22 protein-coding genes are annotated in these 24,678 nt (G+C 34.4%); 19 read left to right on the plus strand and 3 right to left on the minus strand.

Annotated features, from left to right (window positions below; genetic code table 11):
• Positions 1-18: 18 nt before the first annotated feature.
• The 5 genes from ACN0QX_RS00285 (at position 19) to ACN0QX_RS00305 (ending at position 7,807) form a co-directional block, all read left to right on the plus strand.
• A complete protein-coding gene (locus tag ACN0QX_RS00285; protein ID WP_417195005.1) occupies positions 19-4,422 on the plus strand; it encodes a translocation/assembly module TamB domain-containing protein in 4,404 nt (1,467 codons plus the stop codon).
• Positions 4,423-4,490: 68 nt separating this feature from the next.
• Positions 4,491-5,477: a 6-phosphofructokinase gene (gene pfkA / locus ACN0QX_RS00290; RefSeq protein ID WP_248399358.1), complete on the plus strand. Its 987-nt coding sequence runs from the start codon at positions 4,491-4,493 to the stop codon at positions 5,475-5,477.
• A 29-nt stretch (positions 5,478-5,506) separates the two neighbouring features.
• Positions 5,507-6,508, plus strand: a complete 1,002-nt coding sequence (gap, locus tag ACN0QX_RS00295; protein ID WP_417195006.1) for a type I glyceraldehyde-3-phosphate dehydrogenase — start codon at positions 5,507-5,509, stop codon at positions 6,506-6,508.
• Between the two features lie 73 nt (positions 6,509-6,581).
• On the plus strand, positions 6,582-7,445 hold the full coding sequence (locus ACN0QX_RS00300; protein WP_417195007.1) for an N-acetylglucosamine kinase: 864 nt from the start codon (positions 6,582-6,584) through the stop codon (positions 7,443-7,445).
• The gene (locus tag ACN0QX_RS00305; RefSeq protein WP_248399364.1) at positions 7,445-7,807 is read left to right on the plus strand and encodes a methylglyoxal synthase; all 363 of its coding nucleotides are present in this window, start codon (positions 7,445-7,447) and stop codon (positions 7,805-7,807) included. Before ACN0QX_RS00300 ends, ACN0QX_RS00305 begins: the two co-directional genes overlap by 1 nt.
• A gap of 37 nt (positions 7,808-7,844) precedes the next feature.
• Here the strand turns inward: ACN0QX_RS00305 and ACN0QX_RS00310 are convergent, their stop codons facing one another.
• Positions 7,845-8,885 (minus strand): GMP reductase, encoded by a 1,041-nt coding sequence (locus tag ACN0QX_RS00310; RefSeq protein ID WP_417195008.1) that lies wholly within the window; start codon positions 8,883-8,885, stop codon positions 7,845-7,847.
• 183 nt (positions 8,886-9,068) lie between these two features.
• Between ACN0QX_RS00310 and ACN0QX_RS00315 the strand changes: the two genes are divergently transcribed.
• Positions 9,069-9,989 carry a transporter gene (locus ACN0QX_RS00315; RefSeq protein WP_417195009.1) on the plus strand — a complete coding sequence of 307 codons (921 nt, stop codon included), beginning with the start codon at positions 9,069-9,071 and terminating at the stop codon, positions 9,987-9,989.
• Positions 9,990-9,994: 5 nt separating this feature from the next.
• On the opposite strand, the gene ACN0QX_RS00320 is transcribed toward ACN0QX_RS00315, so the two are convergent.
• Both ACN0QX_RS00320 and ACN0QX_RS00325 read right to left on the minus strand, forming a co-directional pair.
• Positions 9,995-10,375, minus strand: coding sequence for a Rid family detoxifying hydrolase (locus tag ACN0QX_RS00320; RefSeq protein ID WP_248399373.1), 381 nt, complete (start codon positions 10,373-10,375; stop codon positions 9,995-9,997).
• Between the two features lie 35 nt (positions 10,376-10,410).
• Positions 10,411-13,164: a putative LPS assembly protein LptD gene (locus tag ACN0QX_RS00325; protein ID WP_417195010.1), complete on the minus strand. Its 2,754-nt coding sequence runs from the start codon at positions 13,162-13,164 to the stop codon at positions 10,411-10,413.
• Positions 13,165-13,250: 86 nt separating this feature from the next.
• Here ACN0QX_RS00325 and ACN0QX_RS00330 point away from each other — a divergent pair, with 86 nt between their 5' ends.
• The 13 genes from ACN0QX_RS00330 to bshA all read left to right on the plus strand — a co-directional run bounded on the left by ACN0QX_RS00330 (position 13,251) and on the right by bshA (position 24,657).
• Positions 13,251-14,378, plus strand: a complete 1,128-nt coding sequence (locus tag ACN0QX_RS00330; protein ID WP_248399377.1) for an N-acetylmuramoyl-L-alanine amidase family protein — start codon at positions 13,251-13,253, stop codon at positions 14,376-14,378.
• A 55-nt stretch (positions 14,379-14,433) separates the two neighbouring features.
• Entirely contained in the window at positions 14,434-15,381 is a 948-nt protein-coding gene (locus ACN0QX_RS00335; RefSeq protein ID WP_248399379.1) for an MlaD family protein, read from the plus strand.
• 12 nt (positions 15,382-15,393) lie between these two features.
• On the plus strand, positions 15,394-16,707 hold the full coding sequence (locus ACN0QX_RS00340; protein ID WP_417195011.1) for a 4Fe-4S dicluster domain-containing protein: 1,314 nt from the start codon (positions 15,394-15,396) through the stop codon (positions 16,705-16,707).
• 87 nt (positions 16,708-16,794) lie between these two features.
• Complete coding sequence (locus tag ACN0QX_RS00345) at positions 16,795-17,100, plus strand: hypothetical protein (RefSeq protein WP_248399383.1); 306 nt, start codon at positions 16,795-16,797, stop codon at positions 17,098-17,100.
• Between the two features lie 12 nt (positions 17,101-17,112).
• Positions 17,113-17,559: a phosphoheptose isomerase gene (locus ACN0QX_RS00350; RefSeq protein WP_248399384.1), complete on the plus strand. Its 447-nt coding sequence runs from the start codon at positions 17,113-17,115 to the stop codon at positions 17,557-17,559.
• A 9-nt stretch (positions 17,560-17,568) separates the two neighbouring features.
• A complete protein-coding gene (locus ACN0QX_RS00355; RefSeq protein ID WP_376859860.1) occupies positions 17,569-18,360 on the plus strand; it encodes a (Fe-S)-binding protein in 792 nt (263 codons plus the stop codon).
• 4 nt (positions 18,361-18,364) lie between these two features.
• Positions 18,365-18,580, plus strand: coding sequence for a hypothetical protein (locus ACN0QX_RS00360; protein WP_248399388.1), 216 nt, complete (start codon positions 18,365-18,367; stop codon positions 18,578-18,580).
• Positions 18,580-18,762, plus strand: a complete 183-nt coding sequence (locus ACN0QX_RS00365) for a hypothetical protein (RefSeq protein WP_248399390.1) — start codon at positions 18,580-18,582, stop codon at positions 18,760-18,762. The genes ACN0QX_RS00360 and ACN0QX_RS00365 overlap by 1 nt, the downstream gene beginning before the upstream one ends.
• Positions 18,763-18,824: 62 nt before the next feature.
• Entirely contained in the window at positions 18,825-19,031 is a 207-nt protein-coding gene (locus ACN0QX_RS00370; protein ID WP_248399392.1) for a hypothetical protein, read from the plus strand.
• Entirely contained in the window at positions 19,025-19,510 is a 486-nt protein-coding gene (locus ACN0QX_RS00375) for an ABC transporter ATPase (RefSeq protein WP_248399394.1), read from the plus strand. The genes ACN0QX_RS00370 and ACN0QX_RS00375 overlap by 7 nt, the downstream gene beginning before the upstream one ends.
• 24 nt (positions 19,511-19,534) lie before the next feature.
• The gene (locus ACN0QX_RS00380) at positions 19,535-20,401 is read left to right on the plus strand and encodes a hypothetical protein (protein WP_248399396.1); all 867 of its coding nucleotides are present in this window, start codon (positions 19,535-19,537) and stop codon (positions 20,399-20,401) included.
• 112 nt (positions 20,402-20,513) lie between these two features.
• Positions 20,514-23,429, plus strand: coding sequence for a glycoside hydrolase family 3 N-terminal domain-containing protein (locus ACN0QX_RS00385; protein ID WP_417195013.1), 2,916 nt, complete (start codon positions 20,514-20,516; stop codon positions 23,427-23,429).
• A gap of 88 nt (positions 23,430-23,517) precedes the next feature.
• On the plus strand, positions 23,518-24,657 hold the full coding sequence (gene bshA / locus ACN0QX_RS00390) for an N-acetyl-alpha-D-glucosaminyl L-malate synthase BshA (protein WP_417195014.1): 1,140 nt from the start codon (positions 23,518-23,520) through the stop codon (positions 24,655-24,657).
• Positions 24,658-24,678: the final 21 nt, after the last annotated feature.

Consider the following 24,678-nt stretch of genomic DNA (forward strand, 5'->3'; position numbering starts at 1 on the left):
CGATTAGTAGCAACCTTATTGCTACTATTTATTATTTTGGTACTGCTATTGTCCATTCCTGCCGTTCAAACTGGCATTGCCAAGCATGTTACGAACAGAATAAATTCAGATTTCAAAACCAATATAAATATTGAACGCATCGGTTTGCAAATCACTGGTGATGTGGAACTGAAAGGCGTGCTAATTCGCGATTTTAAAAAAGACACCCTAATTAGCGCCACCAATTTAAATACCTCTATTTTAAGTTTTAAAAATTTATACAACGGTAAATTGGTTTTTGGTGATATAGATTTGGAAGGTGTTATTTTTAATTTGGTGACCTACAAGGGTGAAACCGATACCAATTTAGATGTGTTTGTGGCACGTTTTGATGAAGATAACCAGGAGGTTAGCGAAAGTACATTTTTAATGTCCTCGAGTGATGTTACCATTAGAGATGGTATTTTTAGAATGACGAATGAAAATAATGAAACGCCTAAAATTCTTGAATTTACTAACGTTTTTACCAATGCAACTAATTTATTAATTAATGGTCCAAGTGTTAGTATGCGGATTAATACTTTGGCATTTGATGATAGTCGTGGTCTTAAAATGAAAAATTTAGTCACCAATTTTTCGTATACCAAAGAACAAATACGTTTAGATAATTTAGATATTAAAACGGAGAATTCTATTTTAAAAGGCGATGTGAAATTTTCGTACAATAGAGAAGATTTACAGTTTTTTACAGATAAAGTTCAAGTGAAGGCCAATTTTACAGAAGCGGATATTGCCTTAAATGAGTTAAATACTTTTTATGATGAGTTTGGTATTAACCAACATGCCACTTTTACGACAAACGTTACGGGAACACTAAATGATTTAAAACTAAATAACTTAAAATTGAACACGAGTAGTAATAGTCGTGTTTATGGTGATTTATATTTTAAGAATCTGTTTAATAAAGAAACGGATAACTTTTATATGAATGGAAAATTTACCAATCTATCATCCAATTACAAAGATTTAAAGGCGCTTTTGCCAAATGTTTTAGGGAATTCTATTCCTTCAGCTTTTGATAGGTTAGGCCGTTTTACTATTGTTGGGCAATCTGAAATTACTACATCTGAAATAAAGGCGAATCTTCAAATTCAAACGGATTTGGGCTTTATAGATTCTAATTTAGAAATGAAAACCTTTAATGATGTGGACAATGCCACGTATAAAGGGAAAATAGTGTTTAAAGATTTTGAAATTGGGGAATTCATGGAAAACCCGAATTGGGGAAAAACCTCATTAAACCTGAATGTAAATGGTAAAGGTTTTACTTTAGAAGGCTTAGACACCAAACTTTTGGGTGATGTGTATGCGGTTGTATATAACGGTTATGAATATAACAACTTGGAAGTATCAGGTGTGCTAGGAAATAATATTTATGATGGAAAACTCATTTCCAATGATGAAAATTTAAAACTAACATTTAATGGGTTAGCCGATTTTTCAAAGGAAATAAGTGAGTTTGATTTTGAAGCAGATGTAAACTATGCCAACCTAAAAGCCATGAATTTTGTGAAAAATGATAGCCTATCAACGTTTAAAGGTGTGGTGGTTATGAAGGCTTCAGGTACAACTGTAAATAATGCCGTAGGTAACATTCAATTTAGGAATACATCGTATATCAATGAGCATGATTCTTATTTCTTTGAAGATTTTCAAATAACATCAACCTTCCAAGAAGAGGTGCATTATATTAATGTAAATTCTCCAGATATTATTACGGGACAGTTAAGTGGTGTTTTCCTATTTGAAGATATTGGAAAGCTTTTTGAAAATGCCGTAGGAAGCATTTACGCGAACTATAAACCGCATAAAGTAGTAGAAAATCAATACATTGATTTTAATTTTAATATCTATAATAAAATAGTTGAAGTATTTGTTCCCGATATCGAGCTAGGATCCAACACCTACATTCGTGGCCATGTGGAAAGTCAAGAGGATGAATTTAAATTAACCTTTAAATCACCTAAAATTAAGCTGTTTGATTATTTTGCAGATCAAATTTCTTTACAAGTAGATAATAAAAACCCACTTTTTAATACCTATGTAGAAGTAGATAGTATCAATACCAATTTTTATAATATTTCTAAATTCAACTTAATTAACGTAACCCTAAAGGACACATTGTTTATTAGGTCGGAATTTAATGGCGGTAAAAACAATAACGATATCTATAATTTAAGTTTTTACCACACCATTAATAAAGAAAATAAATCCGTTGTTGGTTTTAGTAAATCAGATATCACTTTTAAGGGGAATAAATGGATTTTAAATGAAAATAGAAACCGGAATAACCGGCTCGTTTTTGACAATAACTTTAAAAACGTAAAAATAGATTCATTTTTAATGAGGCATAATAGTGAGCAGATAAAGCTTTTTGGAGAATTACGAGACTCTACCTATAAGGATATTAAACTAAATTTTAAGGATGTTGATTTGGCTAAAATAACACCATCCATAGATAGTTTGGATTTACGCGGAAACGTAAATGGTAAGTTGGATGTTTTTCAGCAAAACGGACTCTACCTACCAGACGCCAATATTACCGTGGATGATTTGGAAATTAATAAGCTTGTCCTAGGTTCTTTTGATGCGCAGATTCGCGGTAATGAATCGCTTACAAACTATTCAGTATATGCCAAAATTAAGGATGATGCCAATGAATCCTTTTCAGCTATTGGTATTATTGATGTGGCATCAAATGTTTCAACCATAGATGTCGATTTAAACTTTAATAATTTCAACCTATCACCATTAAACCCATTCTTGTCTGGTATTTTAACAAATATTAGAGGAGACGTTACGGGTGTTGCAAGAGTAGAAGGAAGTTTGAAAAAACCGCAATTAAATGGCGATTTGGTATTAAACAACTCCGGGTTAACGGTTCCGTATTTAAATGTGGATTTTGAATTTGCTAATAAATCATCGGTAACGCTAGATAATCAAAGTTTTGTGTTTAATAATATCCGAATAACAGATACTAAATATAACTCCAAAGGCATTTTAGATGGTTCCATTAATCATGTTAATTTTGGCGATTGGAGTTTGGATTTAGATGTTAATACACAACGCTTATTGGTTTTAGATACCCAAGAAGAAACTGAAGATGCACCGTATTACGGAACAGGATTTATTGGTGGTATTGCCAGCATAAAAGGACCAGCTAATAATTTGGTGATTAGCGTTATTGGTGAAACCAAGCCAGGAACAACTTTTGTTATTCCTTTAACGGACTCTGCCACTTTTGGTGATAATTCCTTTATTCACTTTTTAACACCTGAAGAAAAACTTGCCAAGTCATTGGGTCAGGAGGTGCGAACACAGAATATTTCGGGATTAGAATTAGATTTTGAATTGGATATAACGCAAGATGCCGAAATAGAAATAGTAATTGATAAAGTGTCTGGAAGTACCATAAAAGGAAGTGGTGTTGGTGGCTTGCTAATTGATATTAACACCAATGGTAAATTTAATATTTATGGTGATTTTTCGGTTTTTGATGGTGTTTATAACTTTATGTATGGTGGCATTGTTCAAAAGAAATTTATTGTAGAACCCGGTGGAACTTTGGCTTGGGAAGGCGATCCATTTTCAGCGCAAATTGAAATAAGCGCTATTTATAAAACGCAAGCAAATCCATCACCTTTGCTGGATAACCCTATTAATAGGAGTATACCTGTTCACGTGTTAACCATGTTAAGTGGACCTTTAGAAAAGCCCGACATTGAATTTGAATTCGAATTTCCAAACGTGAGTTCTACGGTGAAATCCGAATTAAATTACCGACTCGATTCCAAAGAAGACCGAGATAATCAAGCGCTCTATTTATTAGCAACCGGCGCCTTCTCAAACCGATTAAACGATATAAATATAACCGGAACTATTACCGAACGTTTAAATGGTATTATTAACGGTTTCTTTTCAACTAGTGATAATAAAGTGAACATAGGTTTAAATTACGAAGCTGGCGAAAATACACCCGACTATCAAACCGATGATCGTTTAGGGGTGACCCTTCAAACCAATATAAGCGACCGCATTTTAATTAATGGTAAAGTTGGTGTGCCTGTTGGAGGTGTAAGTGAAACGGTTATTGCTGGAGATGTTCAAATTGACTTTTTATTAAATGACGAAGGAACCCTAACAGCTAAAGTTTTCAATCGTGAAAATAGTATCCGGAATTTTGGTGAAGAAATTGGCTATACACAAGGTGTTGGTATAGCATGGAATGTGGATTTTGACACGTTTAGAGAGCTAATTCAAATTATTTTTAAAGGCAAACACGAATACGAAGAAGAAAAAGCCAAAGAAGCAGAGCAAGCTGAAGAAAATAATAAAAACCTACCGGGTTACATCGGCTTTAAGGATGAGGAAGAAAAGAATTAAAAACAGTGACAAATAGCATGTTATTTATAGTTTTTCTTTAGTAGATTTACATAATCAAGTATAAAATCATGTCAAAAAATATTAAAAAAATAGGTGTTTTAACCTCTGGTGGTGATTCGCCAGGCATGAATGCCGCCATTCGTTCCGTTGTTAGAACCTGTGCATACCATGAAATAGAATGTATTGGTATTTATCGCGGTTTCGAAGGATTGATTGAAGGCGATTTTAAATCCCTTTCAGCACGTAGTGTAAACCACATTATCAATAAAGGAGGCACCATGCTAAAGTCGGCTAGATCTAAAGAATTTAGAACAGATGCAGGTCAGCAGAAAGCGCATGACAACCTTGTTAATGCAGGTATAGATGCTTTAGTTATTATTGGAGGTGATGGTAGTTTTACGGGAGGTTTAGTTTTTAATAAAGCCTTTAATTTCCCTATTATTGGTATCCCAGGAACTATAGATAATGATATTTTTGGCACCAACTTTACGTTGGGTTTTGATACCGCTTTAAATACGGTTGTTGAGGTAATTGATAAAATACGAGACACAGCAAGTTCACACAAACGATTGTTTTTTGTGGAGGTTATGGGTCGCGATGTTGGTCACATTGCCTTAAATGCAGGTGTTGGAGCAGGAGCTGAAGAAATATTAATCCCTGAAGAAGATTTAGGGTTGGATAGACTTTTAGAATCCTTAAGACGCAGTAAAAAGTCTGGTAAATCATCTAGTATTGTTGTGGTAGCGGAAGGCGATAAGATTGGAAAAAATGTTTTTGAATTGAAAGATTACGTTGAAGAAAACATGGAAGAATACGAAGTGCGTGTTTCGGTATTAGGGCATATGCAACGTGGTGGATCACCATCCTGTTTTGATCGTGTTTTAGCCAGTAGAATGGGAGTGAAGGCAGTGGAAACCTTATTAGAAGGGAAAACAAATTTTATGGTTGGTATTTTAGATAATAAAATTACATTAACACCATTAGAAAAAGCCGTTAAAGGCAAAACAGAAATAAATAAAGAATTATTACGCGTGTCCGATATTATGACCACGTAACAATAATAGTAATAAAAAATAGCAAAATTATGGCAAAATTAAAATTAGGAATAAACGGATTTGGACGTGTTGGTCGTATTGTATTTAGAGCAACAATGGAAAGGCCAGATGTTGAGGTAGTAGCAATTAATGATTTGCTTGATGTTAACCATTTAGCCTATTTATTAAAGTATGATTCCGTTCATGGTCGTTTTAATGGAACGGTTGAAGTGGAAAATGGCCATTTAGTTGTTAATGGAAAAACGGTGCGTGTAACAGCAGAGCGTGACCCGAAAAATTTAAAATGGGATGCCGTAGAAGCAGCTGTTATTGCTGATTGTACTGGGATTTTTAAAACTATTGAGTCGGCTCAAGCTCATATTGATGCGGGCGCCAAAAAAGTGGTAATCTCTGCACCAAGTAAAGATGCACCTATGTTTGTAATGGGTGTTAACCATTTAGATGCTAAAGCAACGGACACCATAGTTTCAAATGCCTCTTGTACAACAAATTGTTTGGCACCAATGGCTAAAATTATGAATGATAATTTTGGTATTGAAGAGGGTTTAATGACAACGGTTCATGCTACAACGTCCTCGCAACATACCGTAGATAGTCCAAGCTCCAAAAATTACCGTTTAGGGCGTTCTGCTTTAAATAATATTATCCCAACAACCACTGGAGCCGCTAAAGCCGTTGGTAAAGTTATTCCAGAATTAGATGGGAAATTAACAGGTATGGCATTTCGTGTGCCTACAGCTAATGTATCTGTTGTTGATTTAACAGTGAGAACAAAAAAAGAAACCTCTTTAGAAGCCATTAAAAAAGTATTTAAGGAAGCTGCTGAAGGTTCTTTAAAAGGAATTGTAGGTTATACCGAAGATGCTGTGGTTTCACAAGATTTTGTTAGTGAAGATCGCACCTGTGTTTTTGATGCCGATTCAGCTATTGAATTGAATTCTCGATTCTTCAAATTAGTAGCTTGGTATGATAATGAGTATGCTTATTCTTATAAATTAGTAGAATTAGCCGAGCATATTAACAGTTTATAAATATAATACTACATTTGAATTCGCAGTTTTATAATTTTAAATTGTAGACTGCGAATTTTTTATTTTTAGAAATATGATAGTAATTGTTGATAGTGGTTCTACAAAATGTGATTGGCTTTCCGTTGATAAAAATGGCAATCATTTATTAGAAAAAATAAAAACCAAAGGTTTAAACCCAGCCATTTTACAAGCGGAAGAACTTTATAAAATAATCAATGAGCAACCAGATTTAAATAAACATAAATTAAATGTTTCTCATGTCTATTTTTATGGAGCCGGTTGCGGAACTGAAAAGCCACGATTACTTTTAAAACAGGTTTTGGCATCTATCTTTACAAATGCTTTAATCGAAGTGAAGGAAGATACCTATGCAGCCATTCGAGCCACCGTTAATAAACCAAATGAGGCAGCTGTAGTTTGTATTTTAGGAACAGGTTCTAACTGTAGTTATTTTGATGGAAGCCATGTGCATCAACGCGTTAACTCGTTGGGATATTCGCTAATGGATGATGCTTCTGGGAATTACTATGGCAAACAGTTAATTCGGGATTATTATTTTTATCATATGCCAGAAACCCTCCGGACTGCTTTTGCCGAGACCTATAATATGGATACAGATTTTATTAAATACAACCTATATAAGCAACCCAATCCGAATGCCTATTTAGCCAGTTTTGCTGAATTTATGTTTTTACATAAGGAAAACGTGTATATTAAAAATTTGATAAAAAAAGGTTTGCGACTTTTCTCTGAAAATATGATTCTTCAGTTTAAAGAAGAAATTAAAACCGTTCCTGTTCATTTTGCCGGTTCTATCTCGTATTTTTCAAAAGATGAAATTTTAGAAATAGCCGAAGAATATCATTACAAAGTGGGCAATATAGTAAAACGACCAATTGATGGTTTGGTTAATTATCACACCAATAAAAACGAATAATGGAAATAGCAATTATAGCACACGATGGAAAAAAGGCGGAAATGGTTCAGTTTTTAAATGAACATAAGGCGTTTTTTCATCAAGATCACATCACTTTAGTGTCTACAGGAACAACCGGAAATAAGGTGGAAAGCGCAGGATTTAAAGTGAAAAAGTTACTATCTGGACCTTTAGGCGGTGATGCCCAAATAGCGGGACGAGTAGCCGAAGGATTGTGTAAAATGGTACTTTTTTTCAGAGATCCATTAGCAAAACACCCACATGAACCTGATGTGTTAATGCTGATGCGTTTGTGCGATGTGCATGATGTGCCATTGGCAACCAATCCGGCAACTGCCTTGCTTTTAATTAAAGGCTTGTAAATTACTTTTTTAAAATCAGCATTCGTTTTCAGTAAACTTACTTGGTATAAACTTGATTTTCTTGTTCTGCCACACGAATAAATGTTGTTCGTTTGGTAAGCTCTTTTAGGCGTTGTGCGCCAACATAGGTGCACGTACTTCGTAAGCCACCTAAAATATCAAATACCGTTGTTTCTACCGAGCCTCTATACGGAACTTCAACCGTTTTACCTTCGCTAGCACGGTATTCAGCAACACCACCAACGTGTTTATCCATAGCGGTTTCAGAACTCATACCATAAAATAGTTTATAGTTTTCGCCATCACGTTCTATTAACTCACCACCACTTTCATCATGCCCAGCTAACATGCCTCCAAGCATAACAAAATCAGCACCAGCACCAAAAGCTTTGGCAACATCACCCGGTGTCGTACAACCACCATCACTTATTATTTGTCCACCAAGTCCGTGGGCAGCATCCGCACATTCTATGATAGCGGATAACTGTGGATAGCCAACGCCCGTTTTAACGCGTGTGGTACAAACAGATCCTGGACCAATTCCAACCTTAATAATATCGGCTCCAGACAATAATAATTCTTCTACCATTTCACCAGTAACCACATTTCCGGCTATAATAACTTTGTCAGGGTGTGCTTTTCGCGTTTTTCTAACAAAATTGGTAAAATGTTCCGAATAACCATTGGCAACATCAATACATATGAAATTGAGTTGTGGACAAGCATTTAGGATGTCTTTTAACTTTTTAGAGTCTTCACCTCCCGTTCCTGTACTAACCGCAATATAATTTTCAATTCCTTTTGGCGCCGTATTTATAAAGTTTTTCCATTCTTCTACCGAATAATGTTTATGGATGGTAGTAAATAGTGATTGTTTAAATAATGCTTTGGCCATGTCAAAGGTTCCAACAGTGTCCATATTGGCAGCCATAATGGGAATCCCTGTCCATGTTTTCTTGCTGTGTAAAAAGGTGAATTCACGCACTAAACTCACGTCCTTTCTGCTTTTTAAGGTCGATCGTTTTGGACGAATCATCACGTCTTTAAAACCTAATTTTATATCGTGTTCTATACGCATATTAATTTGTAATAAGGATTATTCAAATATACATGTTCCAAATTAGTAAAACTTCATGTGGCCGAAATTCTATGTATTATTTTAAGGTGTTTGATAGAATTCTAATTTAAAAATTTTTAATTTGTGTTGCTTTAAAACAAAGTAATTATAAACAAATGATCTTTTGATAAATCTAATAATTTTATGAGTAAAAATACATTTAGAAATTTTTGGATTATTTTGTGGTTAATGGGTTTAAATTCTTATGTTTTTTCACAGGATATAGAGCCACGTCGTTGGACGCCTTTGCCATTAGGAACGCATGTTATTGGTGCAGGTTATGCCTTTGCTGACAGTGATATTTATTTTGATCCGGTTTTGCAAACTGAAGATGTAAAACAAAATATGGACATTATTGCCGTTTCTTATGTACAGCCTTTTAAAATTGGGAACAAATTAGCGCGTGTGGATGTTACAATTCCTTATGTTTTTGGAAAATGGGAAGGTAAAATTTCTGGAGAACCTAAAACGCTTAACAGACAAGGGTTTGCGGATCCTAGAATTCGCGTTTCTTTAAATTTAATTGGACCCAATGCCATGAATAGGGTTGAAATGATGGAATATATAAAAGCCAACCCAGTAAATACCATGTTAGGTGTGTCATTAGCCGTTAATTTTCCTTTGGGGCAGTATGCGGAGGATCGCTTAATTAATTTAGGTAATAATCGTTTTATTATTAGACCGCAAATAGGAATGGTTCATAATTGGGGGGCGTGGTCTTATGAACTGACAACTTCCGTCTTTATTTTCACGGCGAACAACCAGTTTTTTAATCATCAAGAAAAGAAACAAAATGCACTATATGCCGTGCAATCGCATTTAATTCACCGATTTAAAAATAGGATGTGGGTTTCTGCAAGTGCTGGATTAGGAAGTGGTGGTTCCGCAATAATTGATGGTGTATCACAAAATGATGCACGTGGCGATTTTTTAGGAGCCATATCGTTTGGAGCACCAATTACAAAAATACAAGCTGTAAAGTTGTCTTATTTACGCTCGGTTACTTTTCAAGATATTGGTTCGGACAGTAATACGTTGGGTTTTGGCTGGTCTATGGCTTTTTAAGATTGCTATTTGACAGCCATCATACTAATTTCCACATTTACATATTTTGGTAAATTGGCAACTTCTACGGTTTCACGGGCTGGTGCTGTATCTGAATTAAAATATGTTGCATAAACCGCATTGATTTTTGAGAAATTACCCATATCACTTATAAATATGGTTGATTTAATAACGTTTTCAAAAGTCATGTCAGCAGCTTCTAAAACAGCCTTCATGTTTTGCATAACCTGTTCTGTTTCCAGTTCTATAGTATCCAAAACTAATTCGTTTGTTACGGGATTAATAGCAATTTGTCCAGAAGTATAAAGCATATTCCCTACTAAAACGGCTTGGTTATAAGGTCCAATTGGAGCAGGAGCGTGTTTCGTGTTGATAATTGTTTTCATCGTAAAAATATATTAGTTAATCGTGTTGGAATACATTATAGTCGTTGGTCAGGCTGGCGTCGTTTATCATATTTAATATCTTTCAGGATATTGGATTTAATCCCAATAAAGAAATACCACGAACTTCTAGTACTAAAAGGAACCCAGCTAAAATTCATGCGCCAACTTAATAAATCGCGCTCAAAACGTAATTGGGTGTAAGTAAAACCATTGTTTTTAAAATCATAACCCGATGAAGCTCCAAAAGTCCATTGGGGCGCAATTTCTACATCACCAGAAAACATGAGTGAATGTGATGATATTTCATTCTCTCTTCGTGTATTCGTGTAATTAGCAGCGTAGGCAAATTTAACATTCCAAGGAATTTTATTGGTATATAACTTGCTAGGTGTTCGTTCCTTATCATCATCGTCTTTGTCATAATAGCTCTGGTCTGAAAAATCTTGTGCTCGACCAAATAAATCATCGGCACGACCACCGCTACGCAAATTTTCTGCTGTACTTCGGTCGTTTTCTGTGCCATCAAAATCATTACTAGAAATGGAGTAACTCATTGTAATATTGGCACTTGTTAATCGGAATAAACTACCACCATTATCAATATTAAACTTATCAATTTTGGAGTTGTTATTATCTAAAGCATACGGGTCCAACGTTGCTCCAAAGTTTATAGACATTTTATTGTTTAATATCTGTGTACCTCCAGACATTCTTAATGGACTCCAGTTTAATGAATCTCCCGCCAAATTATAGGCTGTTGAAAAATTTAAGTTGTCAAGGAGTTTTATTTTTTTAGCTTCTGTTGCTGATGAATCTTTATCGCGTACTTTAGCTTCTATATTGTTAGATAAACTCATGCCTATTGAACTAGAATAGCGATTATTTGGAATACCAAAAATACCACCTTCAAAACGCGTATATTCCTCTTCTGTAACGGTTAAACCATCTGCACTTACCACCTCATAAGTTTGGTAATAATTACTAAAAGACGGATTAATATTATAGCTCATGGATGGCCTCATAACATGACGAATCTGTTGAATTTTAGGGTCTTTGCCTGCTTTTCTAAAATCGAACATTCCATATAAGGTGGTCCCAACACTAGTACTAAAATTATAGGTTCGGAATGCATCAAAACCTTTTTCAGTTTCTGTAACTACTTTCTTTTCATCAGGATCATAATATTTATTAACCGTTTCAAAAACCCAAGTCTCATCATAAGAGGTACTAGCACTTAAGCTTAAATATTTGAAAACTTTAAAATTTGTTGTTAATGGAATACTGTGTTGCACACCATTTTCTGCACTATCCCACATTTCTTTTTTAAAGAATAGCGAATCAGTTGTTTCTATTCTGTTCTCGGCACGTACATTATACTGAAAATTAACATTCTGAATAATACCTTTCTTAATCCCTTCTTTCGGTGCAAAAGGGAAAATTCTACTTACACTAGCTTGAACAGTAGGTAATGTCATATTAATGACTTCAGTATTTGTGTTTTGCGAATGGGTAGCAGTAGCACTTAAATTAACTTGTGGTTCACCTTGAAAGGTTTTGGCATAGGATACAGATGATGCTAATGTATTATTTAAAAAACTAGGAGCATTAACCTGATTTATAGATGTTTGGTAATATTTGCTACTTCCTAAATTGACGGATGCTGAAAATCGTGAGTTTGGATTGGCCTTTTGGTCCTGTGCATGGGACCAACGAATATTATAAATATTGGATTTTCCATAGTCCGGAAAACCACGTTCACTATTAATGAGGTTTTCATACCGAAATCCCAAGTTACCACGAAATTTATACCTGCTGGCATAAGCACTTTCCATTCGTAAACCATAACTACCGTTTGTGTAATAGTCACCGAGGACAGCCAAATCAAAATAATCACTTAACGCAAAATAATAACCACCATTCTGAATAAAATACCCACGATTACTTTCTTCTCCAAAAGTAGGAATAATAACACCTGATGTTTGCTTATTTGTTAAAGGAAAAAAACCAAATGGTAAACCTAAAGGCGTTGGTACATCGGCTATTACCATATTAGTAACGCCTACCACAATTTTTTCGCCAGGTACAATTTTTATTTTACTCGCTTGAAAATAGTATTCTGGGTTTTCAATATCTTTTGCTGTTGTAAAACGACCTTTATAGAGAAATATAACAGAATCGTTTACTTTTTTGGTAATAGGCGCAAATATTTTAATATCGCCTTGTTGGGTATTGGAATTATAAATTAAAGCCTTTTCTGTAACCGTATTAAATTTTATAGAATCGGGTTTCACCTCATTTTCTGCTTGTTTAAAAATAGGCGCTTGCGTGTATAGCCCTGTGGAGTCTATAATTCCTTTTGCAAAAACTGTATTGGTATTATAATCAATAACAATAATTCCGGCCTTAAGTTCCATGTCTTCATAATACACTTCGGCTTCATTGTACATGTACAATTTTTGTTCTTTATTATTAAAGGATGTATAATCTGTAGCTCTGTATTTTATGGGACCCGTAAGTAATTCTTGCTTGGGCTTTACCGTATCATTAAGCGTGGAGTCTTGTCCTTTTTCAGAGGTTATTGGTTTTAAAGCATCACCAACACTCACATTTAAGCTATCGTTATCGGTGCTTGATTCTACCTGTATTCCCGATTTTGGCAAATCTTGAGCAAAGCCAAACGTGTTGATAAACACTGTAAAACTTAGGGCAAAAAGTATGTGAAAGTTGTTTGTACGCAACGCTTTTAAATGTATTTTTGTAAAAGTATGGCTCGGTTTTTGAATTGCCAAAATTACATATATTTTTTGTGATTAAATTAATATATCCAAAAATTCCAAAATTAAAATAAACTATTAAAAAAGTTGTTATATCCTATATGAAAACGAATACCTATATATCTTTCTTATTATTTACATTGCTTTTAACAGTTTCTTCTGTTAATTCCGTCTTTTCGCAAAGCAAGTCCGATAAATTTGTAGTTGTCTTGGATGCTGGTCACGGTGGTCATGATCCCGGTAATTTAGGGAATGGTTACAAGGAAAAAAATATTGCTTTAAATATTGTTTTGGAAGTAGGTAAGGAATTAGAAAAAAATAAAGATATTGAAGTTATCTACACGCGAAAAACAGATGTCTTCCTGAAATTACGTGAACGTGCTGCCATAGCAAATAAAGCCGATGCCGATTTATTTGTGTCTGTTCATTGCAATGCTTTTACAAATAGTGCGCATGGAACGGAAACTTTTGTGTTGGGTTTACATGCCAATGAACAAAATTTTAATATTGCTAAAAAAGAAAATGAAGTTATTTTCTTGGAGGATGATTATGAGAAGCATTATGAAGGTTTCGACCCTAATTCACCAGAATCTTTAATAGGGTTAACACTTATGCAGGAGGAGTTTTTGGATCAAAGCATACAATTGGCAAGTTATATTGAAACTAATTTCACAGGAAAACTCAACCGAAAAAGTCGTGGTGTTAAACAAGCAGGATTTTGGGTATTGCATAATACGTATATGCCAAGTGTATTAATTGAAACGGGGTTTTTAACTTATAAACCAGAAGGTGCTTATCTCAATTCAGGTAAAGGACAACATGAAATGTCTATGGCTATAAAAGACGCCATTCTGCATTATAAAAACAATTTAGATAGTAATGTTGGCGATTCTTTTCAACCGGAAATATTGAATGAATCTATTGCAAATGCAATTAAAACAACAGAGATACCTGATGTTTACGAAGGCATAACATTTAAAATTCAAATTGCTGCAAGCTCGCGTAATATTGTGACTAAACCTTATAATTTTAAAGGGTTGGATCCCATATCGAAAGAACAAATAGGCAATCTTTATAAATATTATTTTGGTGATACGTCAGATTATAATGTGGCTAAGCGATATAAAAATGAAGCGGATGCCAAGGGTTATAATGGCTGTTTTATTGTGGCTTTTAAAAACGGAGAACTCATACCTTTAGCAAATGTGCTAAAAACATCTTCTAATTAAGTACATTCTTTATTAATTTATTTCTAATTTTGTTTAATAACCAAATATCATCAATTTGAAACTATCTAAAGAAGTTAAAACTGCCATATTAGTCCTATCAGGAATCGTTTTTCTAATTTTTGGAATTAATTTCCTTCAGGGCAAAAATCTGTTGGATGGCGCTAATACCTACTATACAGAATTTGATTATAATGCGCTAGCATCATCTTCTCCCGTTACAATAAAAGGAAATTCGGTTGGTCAAATTAAAGAAATTAAATACGTTCCAGAAACCGCTAAAACCCGTGTTACTTTTACGGTTGATAATGATTTGAAACTTTCTAAAAATAGTAAAATCCGCTTGTATTCATCAGGTTTATTAGGCGATAATGCTATTGCAATTGTGGACCCTAATGACGGCGAAATTGCAGAAGATGGCACGACCTTCCCATCTGAAGTGGAAATGGGATTGGTTCAACAATTAACTGGTAATTTTTCAGATATAAGTCAAGATTTAGGTACAACTTTAAAATCGGCAGACACCTTGCTCATCGGTGTTAATGATATTTTAAGAGATGATTCGGAAAAAGGATTAAGAAATGCTATTGCGGAATTAAATGAAACTATTAAATCGTTTAATATGCTATCTAATTCCGTTACGGCTTTGGTGCAAAAAAACGATGAAAATTTATCGGCTGTAATAAAAAACTTCGATTCTATAAGTGGAAATCTAGCAACTTTTACAGATGGCTTAAAAGAAGTGGATCTTTCAACAACCCTTGCTAATTTAGATAACACTTTAGCAAACGTGAACGCTTTGTTGTCTGATGTGGAACAAGGAAAAGGTACAATGGGAAAATTACTTAAGGATGATAAACTTTACAATAACTTGGAAATAGCGTCTCTACAGTTAAGAGAACTGTTGCAGGATGTTAAACTTAATCCAAAACGTTACGTTAATGTATCTGTATTTGGAGGAAAAAATAAAGACGATTACGAAAAGCCTGAAAGTCCAAGAGAATAAACCAAACCAACCATGAATTATATTCCAAACATACTGTTTGCCATTGCCTTAATTATTGGTATTGGCTATTTTGCTAAAAATGTCAAAAAACTACTTCGTAACATTAAACTAGGCCAAGATGTGGACGTGAGTGATAATACATCACAACGTTGGAAAAACATGATTAATATTGCTTTAGGCCAAAGTAAAATGGTGAAACGCCCCGTTTCTGGATTTCTCCATGTTATTGTTTATGTGGGTTTCATTATAATTAATATTGAAGTCTTGGAAATTATTATTGATGGTCTTTTTGGTTCACACAGAATTTTTTCTGAAATATTACCGACATCGGTGTATGGCTTCCTTATTGGATTTTTTGAAATATTAGCGGCTTTAGTATTTGTTTCTGTTATTATCTTTTGGTTGCGTAGAAATGTGATTAAAATTCAGCGTTTTTGGAAAGCGGAAATGACAGGTTGGCCAAAAAATGATGGTAATATTATTTTATATATTGAAATGGTGTTAATGGCATTATTCCTGGTAATGAACGCAACAGATCTTAAATTCCAAAGTATGGAATCGGGAAATATTATTAGCCAATTTATTGCTCCACTATTTAACGGATTACCAGAGGCAACGATTCACGCAATTGAACGCGCAGCTTGGTGGTTGCATATTTTAGGGATTTTAGGGTTCCTTAATTATTTATATTTTTCAAAACATTTACACATTCTATTAGCATTTCCTAACACCTATTATGGTAAGGTGAAGCCAAAAGGGCAGCTTGATAATTTAGAAGCTGTTACTAAAGAGGTTAAAATGATGATGGATCCCGATGCCGATCCGTATGCTGCACCAGCTGAAGAAGATGAAAATGAGGTGCCTGCAAAATTTGGTGCTAGTGATGTACAGGATTTAAATTGGGTACAATTATTAAATGCCTACACCTGTACAGAATGTGGACGTTGTACTAGTGAATGTCCTGCAAACTTAACAGGCAAGAAACTATCGCCTCGTAAAATTATGATGGATACGCGAGATAGACTGGAAGAAGTAGGTAAAAATATAGATGCTAATAAAGGTGTTTTTCAAGATGATGGAAAACAATTATTAGACAATTATATTACGCGTGAAGAATTATGGGCTTGTACTTCCTGTAATGCCTGTGTGGAAGCCTGTCCGGTAAGTATTGATCCACTATCTATTATTATGGATATGCGTCGTTATTTGGTAATGGAAGAAAGTGCAGCCCCAATGGAATTAAATAATATGATGACAAATATAGAAAATAACGCGGCACCTTGGCCTTATAACCAAATGGATCGCTTAAACTGGAAAAACGAATAGCCCTTATTTTAAAATTGAAGTATCATTAAAAATAACCTGATAACATATTGCCTTTTAGTTTGTGTATTTTTTATTGGAATCAATAGTATGCACGCACAAGGTTATGCTAAGGATTCTTTACAAATAAAAGTTTATACGGAAATCACGTATCAAAATAGGGAAGCAGCGGATATTAAACTAACAACGGTTTTTTGCGATTATTGTTCTGAAAAACAAACAACTAATATTGGAAACGAAGCCTTAAATCGCGCCTATAATGAACGCTACAATCCAGATAATATTTTGGAAAACGGCATTAAGAAACTCGCTATAATTATCCGAATCTCTAAAGATGATTTTTTAGAAATGAATAAGGAAACCGAAAATGATAGCCTTCAAAAAAATAGTGAATAAAGCAGGAATAGCATGAAAAGAGAAGACGCAGATAAATTATTGCATGAAAAGGTTGAAGCAGGCGAAAAAGTAAGTCCTATTTTACCGGAAGGCGTAAAAAATTATTTAATAGATATTGATGGTACCATTACAGAAGATGTGCCAAATGAAGAACCTGAACGCATGGGAACATGTGAACCCTACCCAGATGCGTTAATAACCTGCAATAAATGGTATGACGAAGGTCATTTAATTTGTTTCTTCACTTCCAGAACTGAAGACCACCGGGATGTTACTGAAAAATGGCTACATAAACATGGATTTAAATTCCATAGCCTATTAATGGGCAAACCAAGAGGCGGCAATTATCACTGGATAGATAACCATTTGGTAAAGGCCACGCAATACAAAGGGAAATTTACAGATTTAGTCGATAAAAAAGTCACCATCCAAGTTTTTGATGATGGTCAACATGAATAAGAATTTATTATGAGCGAACAACTAAAAGTGCCAACTATGGCAGAATATATGGCAGCAGGCAAACAACCAGAAGTATTGTTTTGGGTTGGTTGCGCTGGAAGTTTTGACGATAGAGCCAAGAAAATAACTAAAGCTTTTGTCCGAATTTTAAATAAAGCAAATGTCGATTTTGCTGTTCTGGGAACCGAAGAAGGTTGTACTGGCGATCCAGCAAAACGTAGTGGAAACGAATTTCTATTTCAAATGCAAGCCGTTACTAATATAGAAGTAATGAATGCTTACGAAATCAAGAAAATTGTAACCACTTGTCCGCATTGTTTCAATACCATGAAAAATGAGTATCCAGAACTTGGAGGGCAATATGACGTTATGCACCATACTCAATTTTTAAAATCCTTATTAGAAGATGGACGTTTAACTATTGAAGGTGGCCAATTTAAAGGCAAACGAATTACGTTTCATGACCCTTGCTTTCTAGGTCGCGCTAATGGTGTTTATGAAGCACCACGTGATCTAATTCGTAAATTGGATGCTGAATTAGTAGAAATGAAAAGCTGTAAAAGTCGTGGATTATGCTGTGGAGCAGGAGGTGCGCAAATGTTTAAAGATGCTGAAAAAGGCGATAAAGAAATAAACGTAGAACGTACAGAACAAGCCATGGAAACCAAACCTGAAATTATTGCTGCGGGTTGTCCATTTTGTAATACGATGATGACGGATGGTGTTAAAGCCAAAGACCAAGAAGCTAATATTGAAGTTATGGATATTGCGGAACTAATTGCTAACGCTGAAGATTTATAGAATTATGAGCTTTTTTGAAAAAAATAAAACTTATATAAAATTAGGTGTTATTTCTGGAATCATGTTTGCCCTTGTCATGGTGACATTCGATTATTTTATGGGACGCGAATTTTCAATATTAAAATTTGCATTACACTTTGTCCTATTTGGCTGTTTTAACGCGTATATGGCGTACCGAAAGGTGCAAAAAGAGGAACAGAAACGCAATAAGGATCAGTAGTGAAAAAAGCAAACTACATTTCTGCCGTAATAGCAGCATTGGCAGTTGCTGGTTCTATTTATGCTTATGATTATTATGTTGATGATGTAGCCCACTTTGTAAAATATATTTATCAATTTGTGTTTTTTGGTATTGGCGTTTTGGTTCTTGATTTCGTACGTCTTCGTAACCGGAAAAAATAAATTTCATGGAATTGAAAACCGAGAGGTGTTTTGCAGAATCAAAATAACAAACCATGATTATTATGAAAATTAATTCAAAAAATATAAAAAAAGGGTTAATTTCAGGTGGAATTCAAGGTTTTATATTTGCCCTGGGCATGGCTGCTTTCGATTATCTAGATAAGGAACCCTTCAATTTAAATCAATTTTTGTTCTATTTTTTCTTTTTTGGATTAATAATGGGACTTACAACAGTTTTTAGTAATACTAAAAAAAATAAAAAATGCTAGTAGACTTTAATACATTACCAGACGAATCACGTGTTTGGATATACCAAGCAAATCGCACATTCACAGAGGTCGAATTGGAAGAAATTGAGGCTAAACTCAATACTTTTGTAGAAAACTGGACGGCTCACGGAAGTGATTTGCAGGCTGGTTATACCATTAAATATAAGCGATTTATTGTTTTAGCATTAAATCAAAACTTAAATAAAGCAACGGGCTGTTCTATTGATGCATCTGTTCATTTTATTCAAGGATTGGAAAAGGAATATAATGTGGATTTAATGGATAAAATGAATGTGTCTTATAAGCAAGGCGATTTTGTTGCTTATAAAACCTTAACCGATTTCCGACAAATGGCTAAAGATAGAGCTGTTTCTAAAAACACAATTGTATTTAATAACTTGGTAAATAATATTGCTGAATTTAAAGAATATTGGGAAGTCCCGGCAAGTGAAAGCTGGCATTCACGTTTTGTTAAATAAACTATCCATCAGCATATTATCGTCATGAAAATTAAATGGTTATTATATATAATTACTTTTTGTTTCACCGCAAATAGTTTTGCGCAAATAGATATCTTTTTTATTAAAAAGGATTTTTATCTAGCAGAAATTACCTTTACCAACAACGAAACCAAACGGCTACTTCTAAAAGATTTTTTAGAGGCGAGCACCTTTGAGTTTAGTGGTTTTGGAGTGGGTTTACGAAATCTAGAAGCTAATCGAGCTGGCAGATCCAACCTCATTGCAAAAGAATCTATAGATGCCAAACCCTATAAAATTCCTACAAGTACAATAAAGACGCTTACTCTTTTTGATATAGATTCGGAGCCTGTTATTTTTGATATGATTAAAGTAAAAACAATTACTAATAATTTGGATCCGGTTTACAAAAATCGTGATATTCTCGTGCCTTTAGTGCGTGATGGAACCATAAAAATGTACGTGCTTACTGTATTATTTCATGATCCAAATAGTGGTAAAAAACCGCTTTATACGGGGATGTCTGTAACGCCACTTGTATATTTAAAGCATGAGGATCAAGAGTATGCCTATATGCCGCAGGACATTACAGTAGGTTCCTTGTTTAGTTTTTGGAGTTTGGATGATAAATTTATAAAAGCCTTTTCTGTACCTACTAAAGATTGCGACGTTTTTCAAACCTATTTAAAAGAGCAATCCGTTATATTGCAGTCCAGTGAAAACAGGAAAAAAACACGGCAGGATTTAAAGGAACACAATAAGTTTAAGAAAGCAGAAGCTAAAAAATTAGATAAATCCAAACGAAAATTATTTGTGTGGGATTTGGATACTAAATATGCGCTAAAGCGTTACCATGAATTTCTTGATGAATACGAAAAACAATGTCAATAATTTAATGCTATTCCCGTTATAAATCTATCTTAAAGTCTATGTTACTTTTGCCTAAAATTGGTAATTTGGCACTGTTTTTAATGTACATCTAAATAATAATTCCTTTTTATATATGCGTTTACTAATTCTTTTAGTTCTTTTTAGTGTTTCAAACTCGTTTGTTTATGCACAAGCTGTAGATCCACTATTAACCGCTGATGCTCAAGCGCAGATGAAATGGGTGGATAGTATATACGGAGGTATGTCCTTAGATGAAAAAATTGGCCAACTTTTTATGGTTCAAGCATTTTCAAACATGGATTTAAGACATGAAAATACAATCAGCCAAATGGTTATGAATAATCATATTGGTGGTATTATTTTTTCAAAAGGAGATCCAATCAATCAAGCTCGGTTTAATAATGAATTGCAAGCTGTTTCAAAAGTGCCACTATTAGTTGGTATGGATGCAGAATGGGGGTTAAGCATGCGTTTAGATTCTACGTATGCATTTCCTTGGAATATGACGCTTGGCGCTATTGAAGACAACCAATTGGTTGCCAAAGCTGGATACCACATTGGTGAGCATTGCAAACGATTAGGCGTACATTTTAATTTTGCTCCAGATATAGATATCAATATCAATCCTAAAAACCCCATTATTGGAAATCGGTCGTTTGGAGAAGATCGTGATAATGTAACTGAAAAAGCTACGGCATTTATGCAAGGTATGCATAGTGCTGGTGTTTTATCAAGTGCCAAACACTTTCCTGGTCATGGTGATACGGATACCGATTCGCATAAAGCATTACCAACTTTAGATTTCGATTTAAAACGATTAGATTCTATAGAGATTTACCCATACAAACGACTTATAAAAGATGGTGTTTCTAGTGTTATGGTGGCGCATTTAAATGTGCCTGCTTTGGAATCTGAAAATGGTTTGCCAACTTCATTATCCAAACATGTAATTACAGATATTTTAAAAGGGCAACTTGGCTTTAAAGGACTTATTTTTACGGATGCCCTGAATATGAAAGGGGTTGCCAACTTTGATAGTCCTGGTGATATTGATTTAGCGGCCTTTCAAGCTGGAAATGATATCTTATTAATTTCTGAAGATGTACCAAAAGCAATTGATAAAATAAGAGATGCTTACAATTCCGGTGAAATTACGGAAGAGCGATTAGCACATTCAGTTAAAAAGATATTAAAATCGAAGTATAAAGTTGGACTAAATAAGTTTAAACCAGTTGCACTAGAAAACCTATTGGCTGATTTAAACAGACCAAAAGATGATGTGCTTTATGAAAAGCTCATGGAAAATGCCATTACGGTTGTTAAAAATAAAGGTGATATTTTACCAATTCGCAATTTGGAAACTAAAAAAATCGCCTATGTAAAATTAGGAGATGATGATGGTTCTCATTTTCTTAAAGGCCTCCAGAAATATGGAAAAGTCCATGAAATTTCTGGCGATAATTTAGATGAAATTATAGAGAAACTAAAGGCGTATAATACCGTAATCATTGGTTTTCATCGTTCCAATGATAATCCGTGGAAAAGTTTTGAGTTTTCGGATAAAGAATTAGTTTGGCTTTATGAAATAGCCCGAACCAATACCGTTATACTTGATGTTTTTGTAAGACCTTACGCATTGCTAAACGTCAAAACATTAGAAAACATTGAAGGTCTTGTCGTGAGTTATCAAAATAGTCCAATTGCGCAGGATGCGTCTGCCCAAATTATTTTTGGCGCTGTACAAGCACAAGGCACTTTACCCGTTTCTATTGGCAATGGTTATGTGGTTGGCAACGGGTTAACATTGTCAAGTTTATCGCGATTGGGTTATGCTATTCCAGAACGTGTTGGTATGAGCACAGAAAAGCTTCATAAAATTGATGCAATAGCCCAACGTGCTGTTGATGAAAAAATGACACCGGGTGTACAGTTACTTGTCGCCAGAAAAGGTAAAGTTATTTATAATAAAAACTTTGGAAAACATACCTATGATGCCAACGCAGAACCTGTGAAGTTTAATGATATGTATGATGTAGCTTCATTAACAAAAATATTGGCAACCCTACCTTTATTAATGGAATTGGAGGAAAAAGGTATTGTTTCATTGGATACCAAACTATCCAAAATACTTCCGGAATATGCCAATTCTAATAAAAAGAATATTACGATCAAGGAAATGCTGTCTCATTATGCACGTTTAAGTCCATGGATTCCATTTTATTTTGCAACATTAGACGCTAATAAACAACCAGACCCTAAATATTATCGAAAAGAATTTGGCGGGAAATTTACGGTGAAAGTGGCTAATGAATTATACATGCGCGCCGATTATCAGGATAGTATGCAAAAAATAATTAGAGAAAGTGATTTATTAAAAAGCCTCCGCTATCGTTACAGTGATTTACCGTATTACATTCTTAAAAAATATTTAGAAAAACACTACGAAAAGGGGTTAGATGAATTGGTTCAGGATCATTTTTATCAATCAATAGGTGCAAATCACACCACGTACAATCCAAATAGTAAATTTAGTGATATAAATATTGTGCCTTCAGAAATAGATGATTATTACCGTTATCAAAAAGTACAAGGTTATGTGCATGATATGGGAGCAGCCATGCAAGGAGGCGTAGGTGGTCACGCAGGAATTTTTAGTAATGCTAATGATGTTGCTAAAATTATGCAAACCTATTTGCAGAAAGGCTTTTATGGCGGAAAGCGCTATTTTAAACCAGAAACATTAGATAAATTCAACACGTGTTTTTATTGCGATAAAGATAACCGTCGAGGCGTCGGGTTTGATAAACCGCAATTAGGAGAATCTGGTCCAACATGTGGTTGCATTTCTATGTCAAGTTTTGGACATTCCGGTTTTACAGGTACTTATGCGTGGGCGGATCCAGAAGAAGAAATTGTTTATGTGTTTCTAGCTAATAGAACGTATCCTAATGCTGGAACAAACACATTATTAAAGGAAAATATTAGAACTGACATTCAGGAATTAATTTATGAGGCGATTATCGATTAATTTTGAATCAGTTTGTATAGAAAATCGTTTTATTACGACCAAGCTTGATAGATATCAAAAATTGAAATTTTAATAGAAAAGTAAGGGAATGAAAATAGGAATCGTGTGTTATCCAACGTTTGGAGGTAGTGGCGTTGTAGCTACAGAATTAGGAATTGAGCTTTCAAAACGTGGTCATGAAGTCCATTTTATTACCTACAAACAACCGGTTCGCTTAGAGCTTTTGGGTAGTAATGTCCATTTCCATGAGGTAACAGTCCCAGAATATCCGTTATTTCATTATCAGCCTTATGAGTTAGCGCTATCCAGTAAGTTAGTTGACATGGTAAAGCTTCATAAAATAGAAGTGTTACACGTTCATTATGCTATTCCCCATGCTTATGCAGCCTATATGGCGAAAAAAATGCTTCAGGAAGAAGGTATTCACGTACCCATTGTTACAACCTTGCACGGAACAGATATAACGTTGGTGGGGAGTCATCCTTTTTATAAAACAGCTGTCACATTCAGTATTAATCAATCGGATGCGGTAACTTCCGTTTCAGAGAGTTTAAAACGTGATACGCTTCGATTATTCGATATAAAAAATGACATTGAAGTTATTACCAATTTCATAGATGTTGGGAAATATAACAGTCCTTTTTCCGATTGCCAGCGAGCTATGATGGCTCACGAAGATGAACGGATTATAACGCATGTTAGTAATTTTAGACCAGTAAAGCGCATTGCCGATGTTGTTAAAATATTTTACAACATTCAGAAAGAAATACCTGCCAAACTCATGATGGTTGGTGAAGGTCCAGAAAAAGAAGGAGCAGAACAATTAGCAATTGATTTAGGCATAGAAAATAAAGTTGTATTTCTAGGAAATAGTAATGAAGTTGACCGTATTTTATGTTTTTCAGATTTGTTTATTTTACCTTCGGAAACCGAGAGTTTTGGTTTAGCAGCTTTAGAAGCTATGGCTTCTGGAGTGCCTGTTATTTCTAGTAATTCAGGAGGAATACCAGAAGTAAATATCCAAGGTGTTTCTGGATATTTAAGTGATGTTGGCGATATTGAAGACATGAGTAAAAATGCATTGGCTATTTTAAAGGATACAGAGACACTTAATACTTTTAAACTTCAGGCTACAAAACAAGCTAGTAAATTTGAGATTTCTAAAATAGTTCATCAATATGAGGCTATTTATCAAAAAACGCTAGCCAATAGTAAAGGCCTAAACTAACTTACTTTTTAGGAAAGAAAA

The sequence above is a fragment of the Bizionia sp. genome (assembly GCF_048259285.1).
Taxonomy (GTDB): Bacteria; Bacteroidota; Bacteroidia; order Flavobacteriales; family Flavobacteriaceae; genus Algorimicrobium; species Algorimicrobium hallyeonense.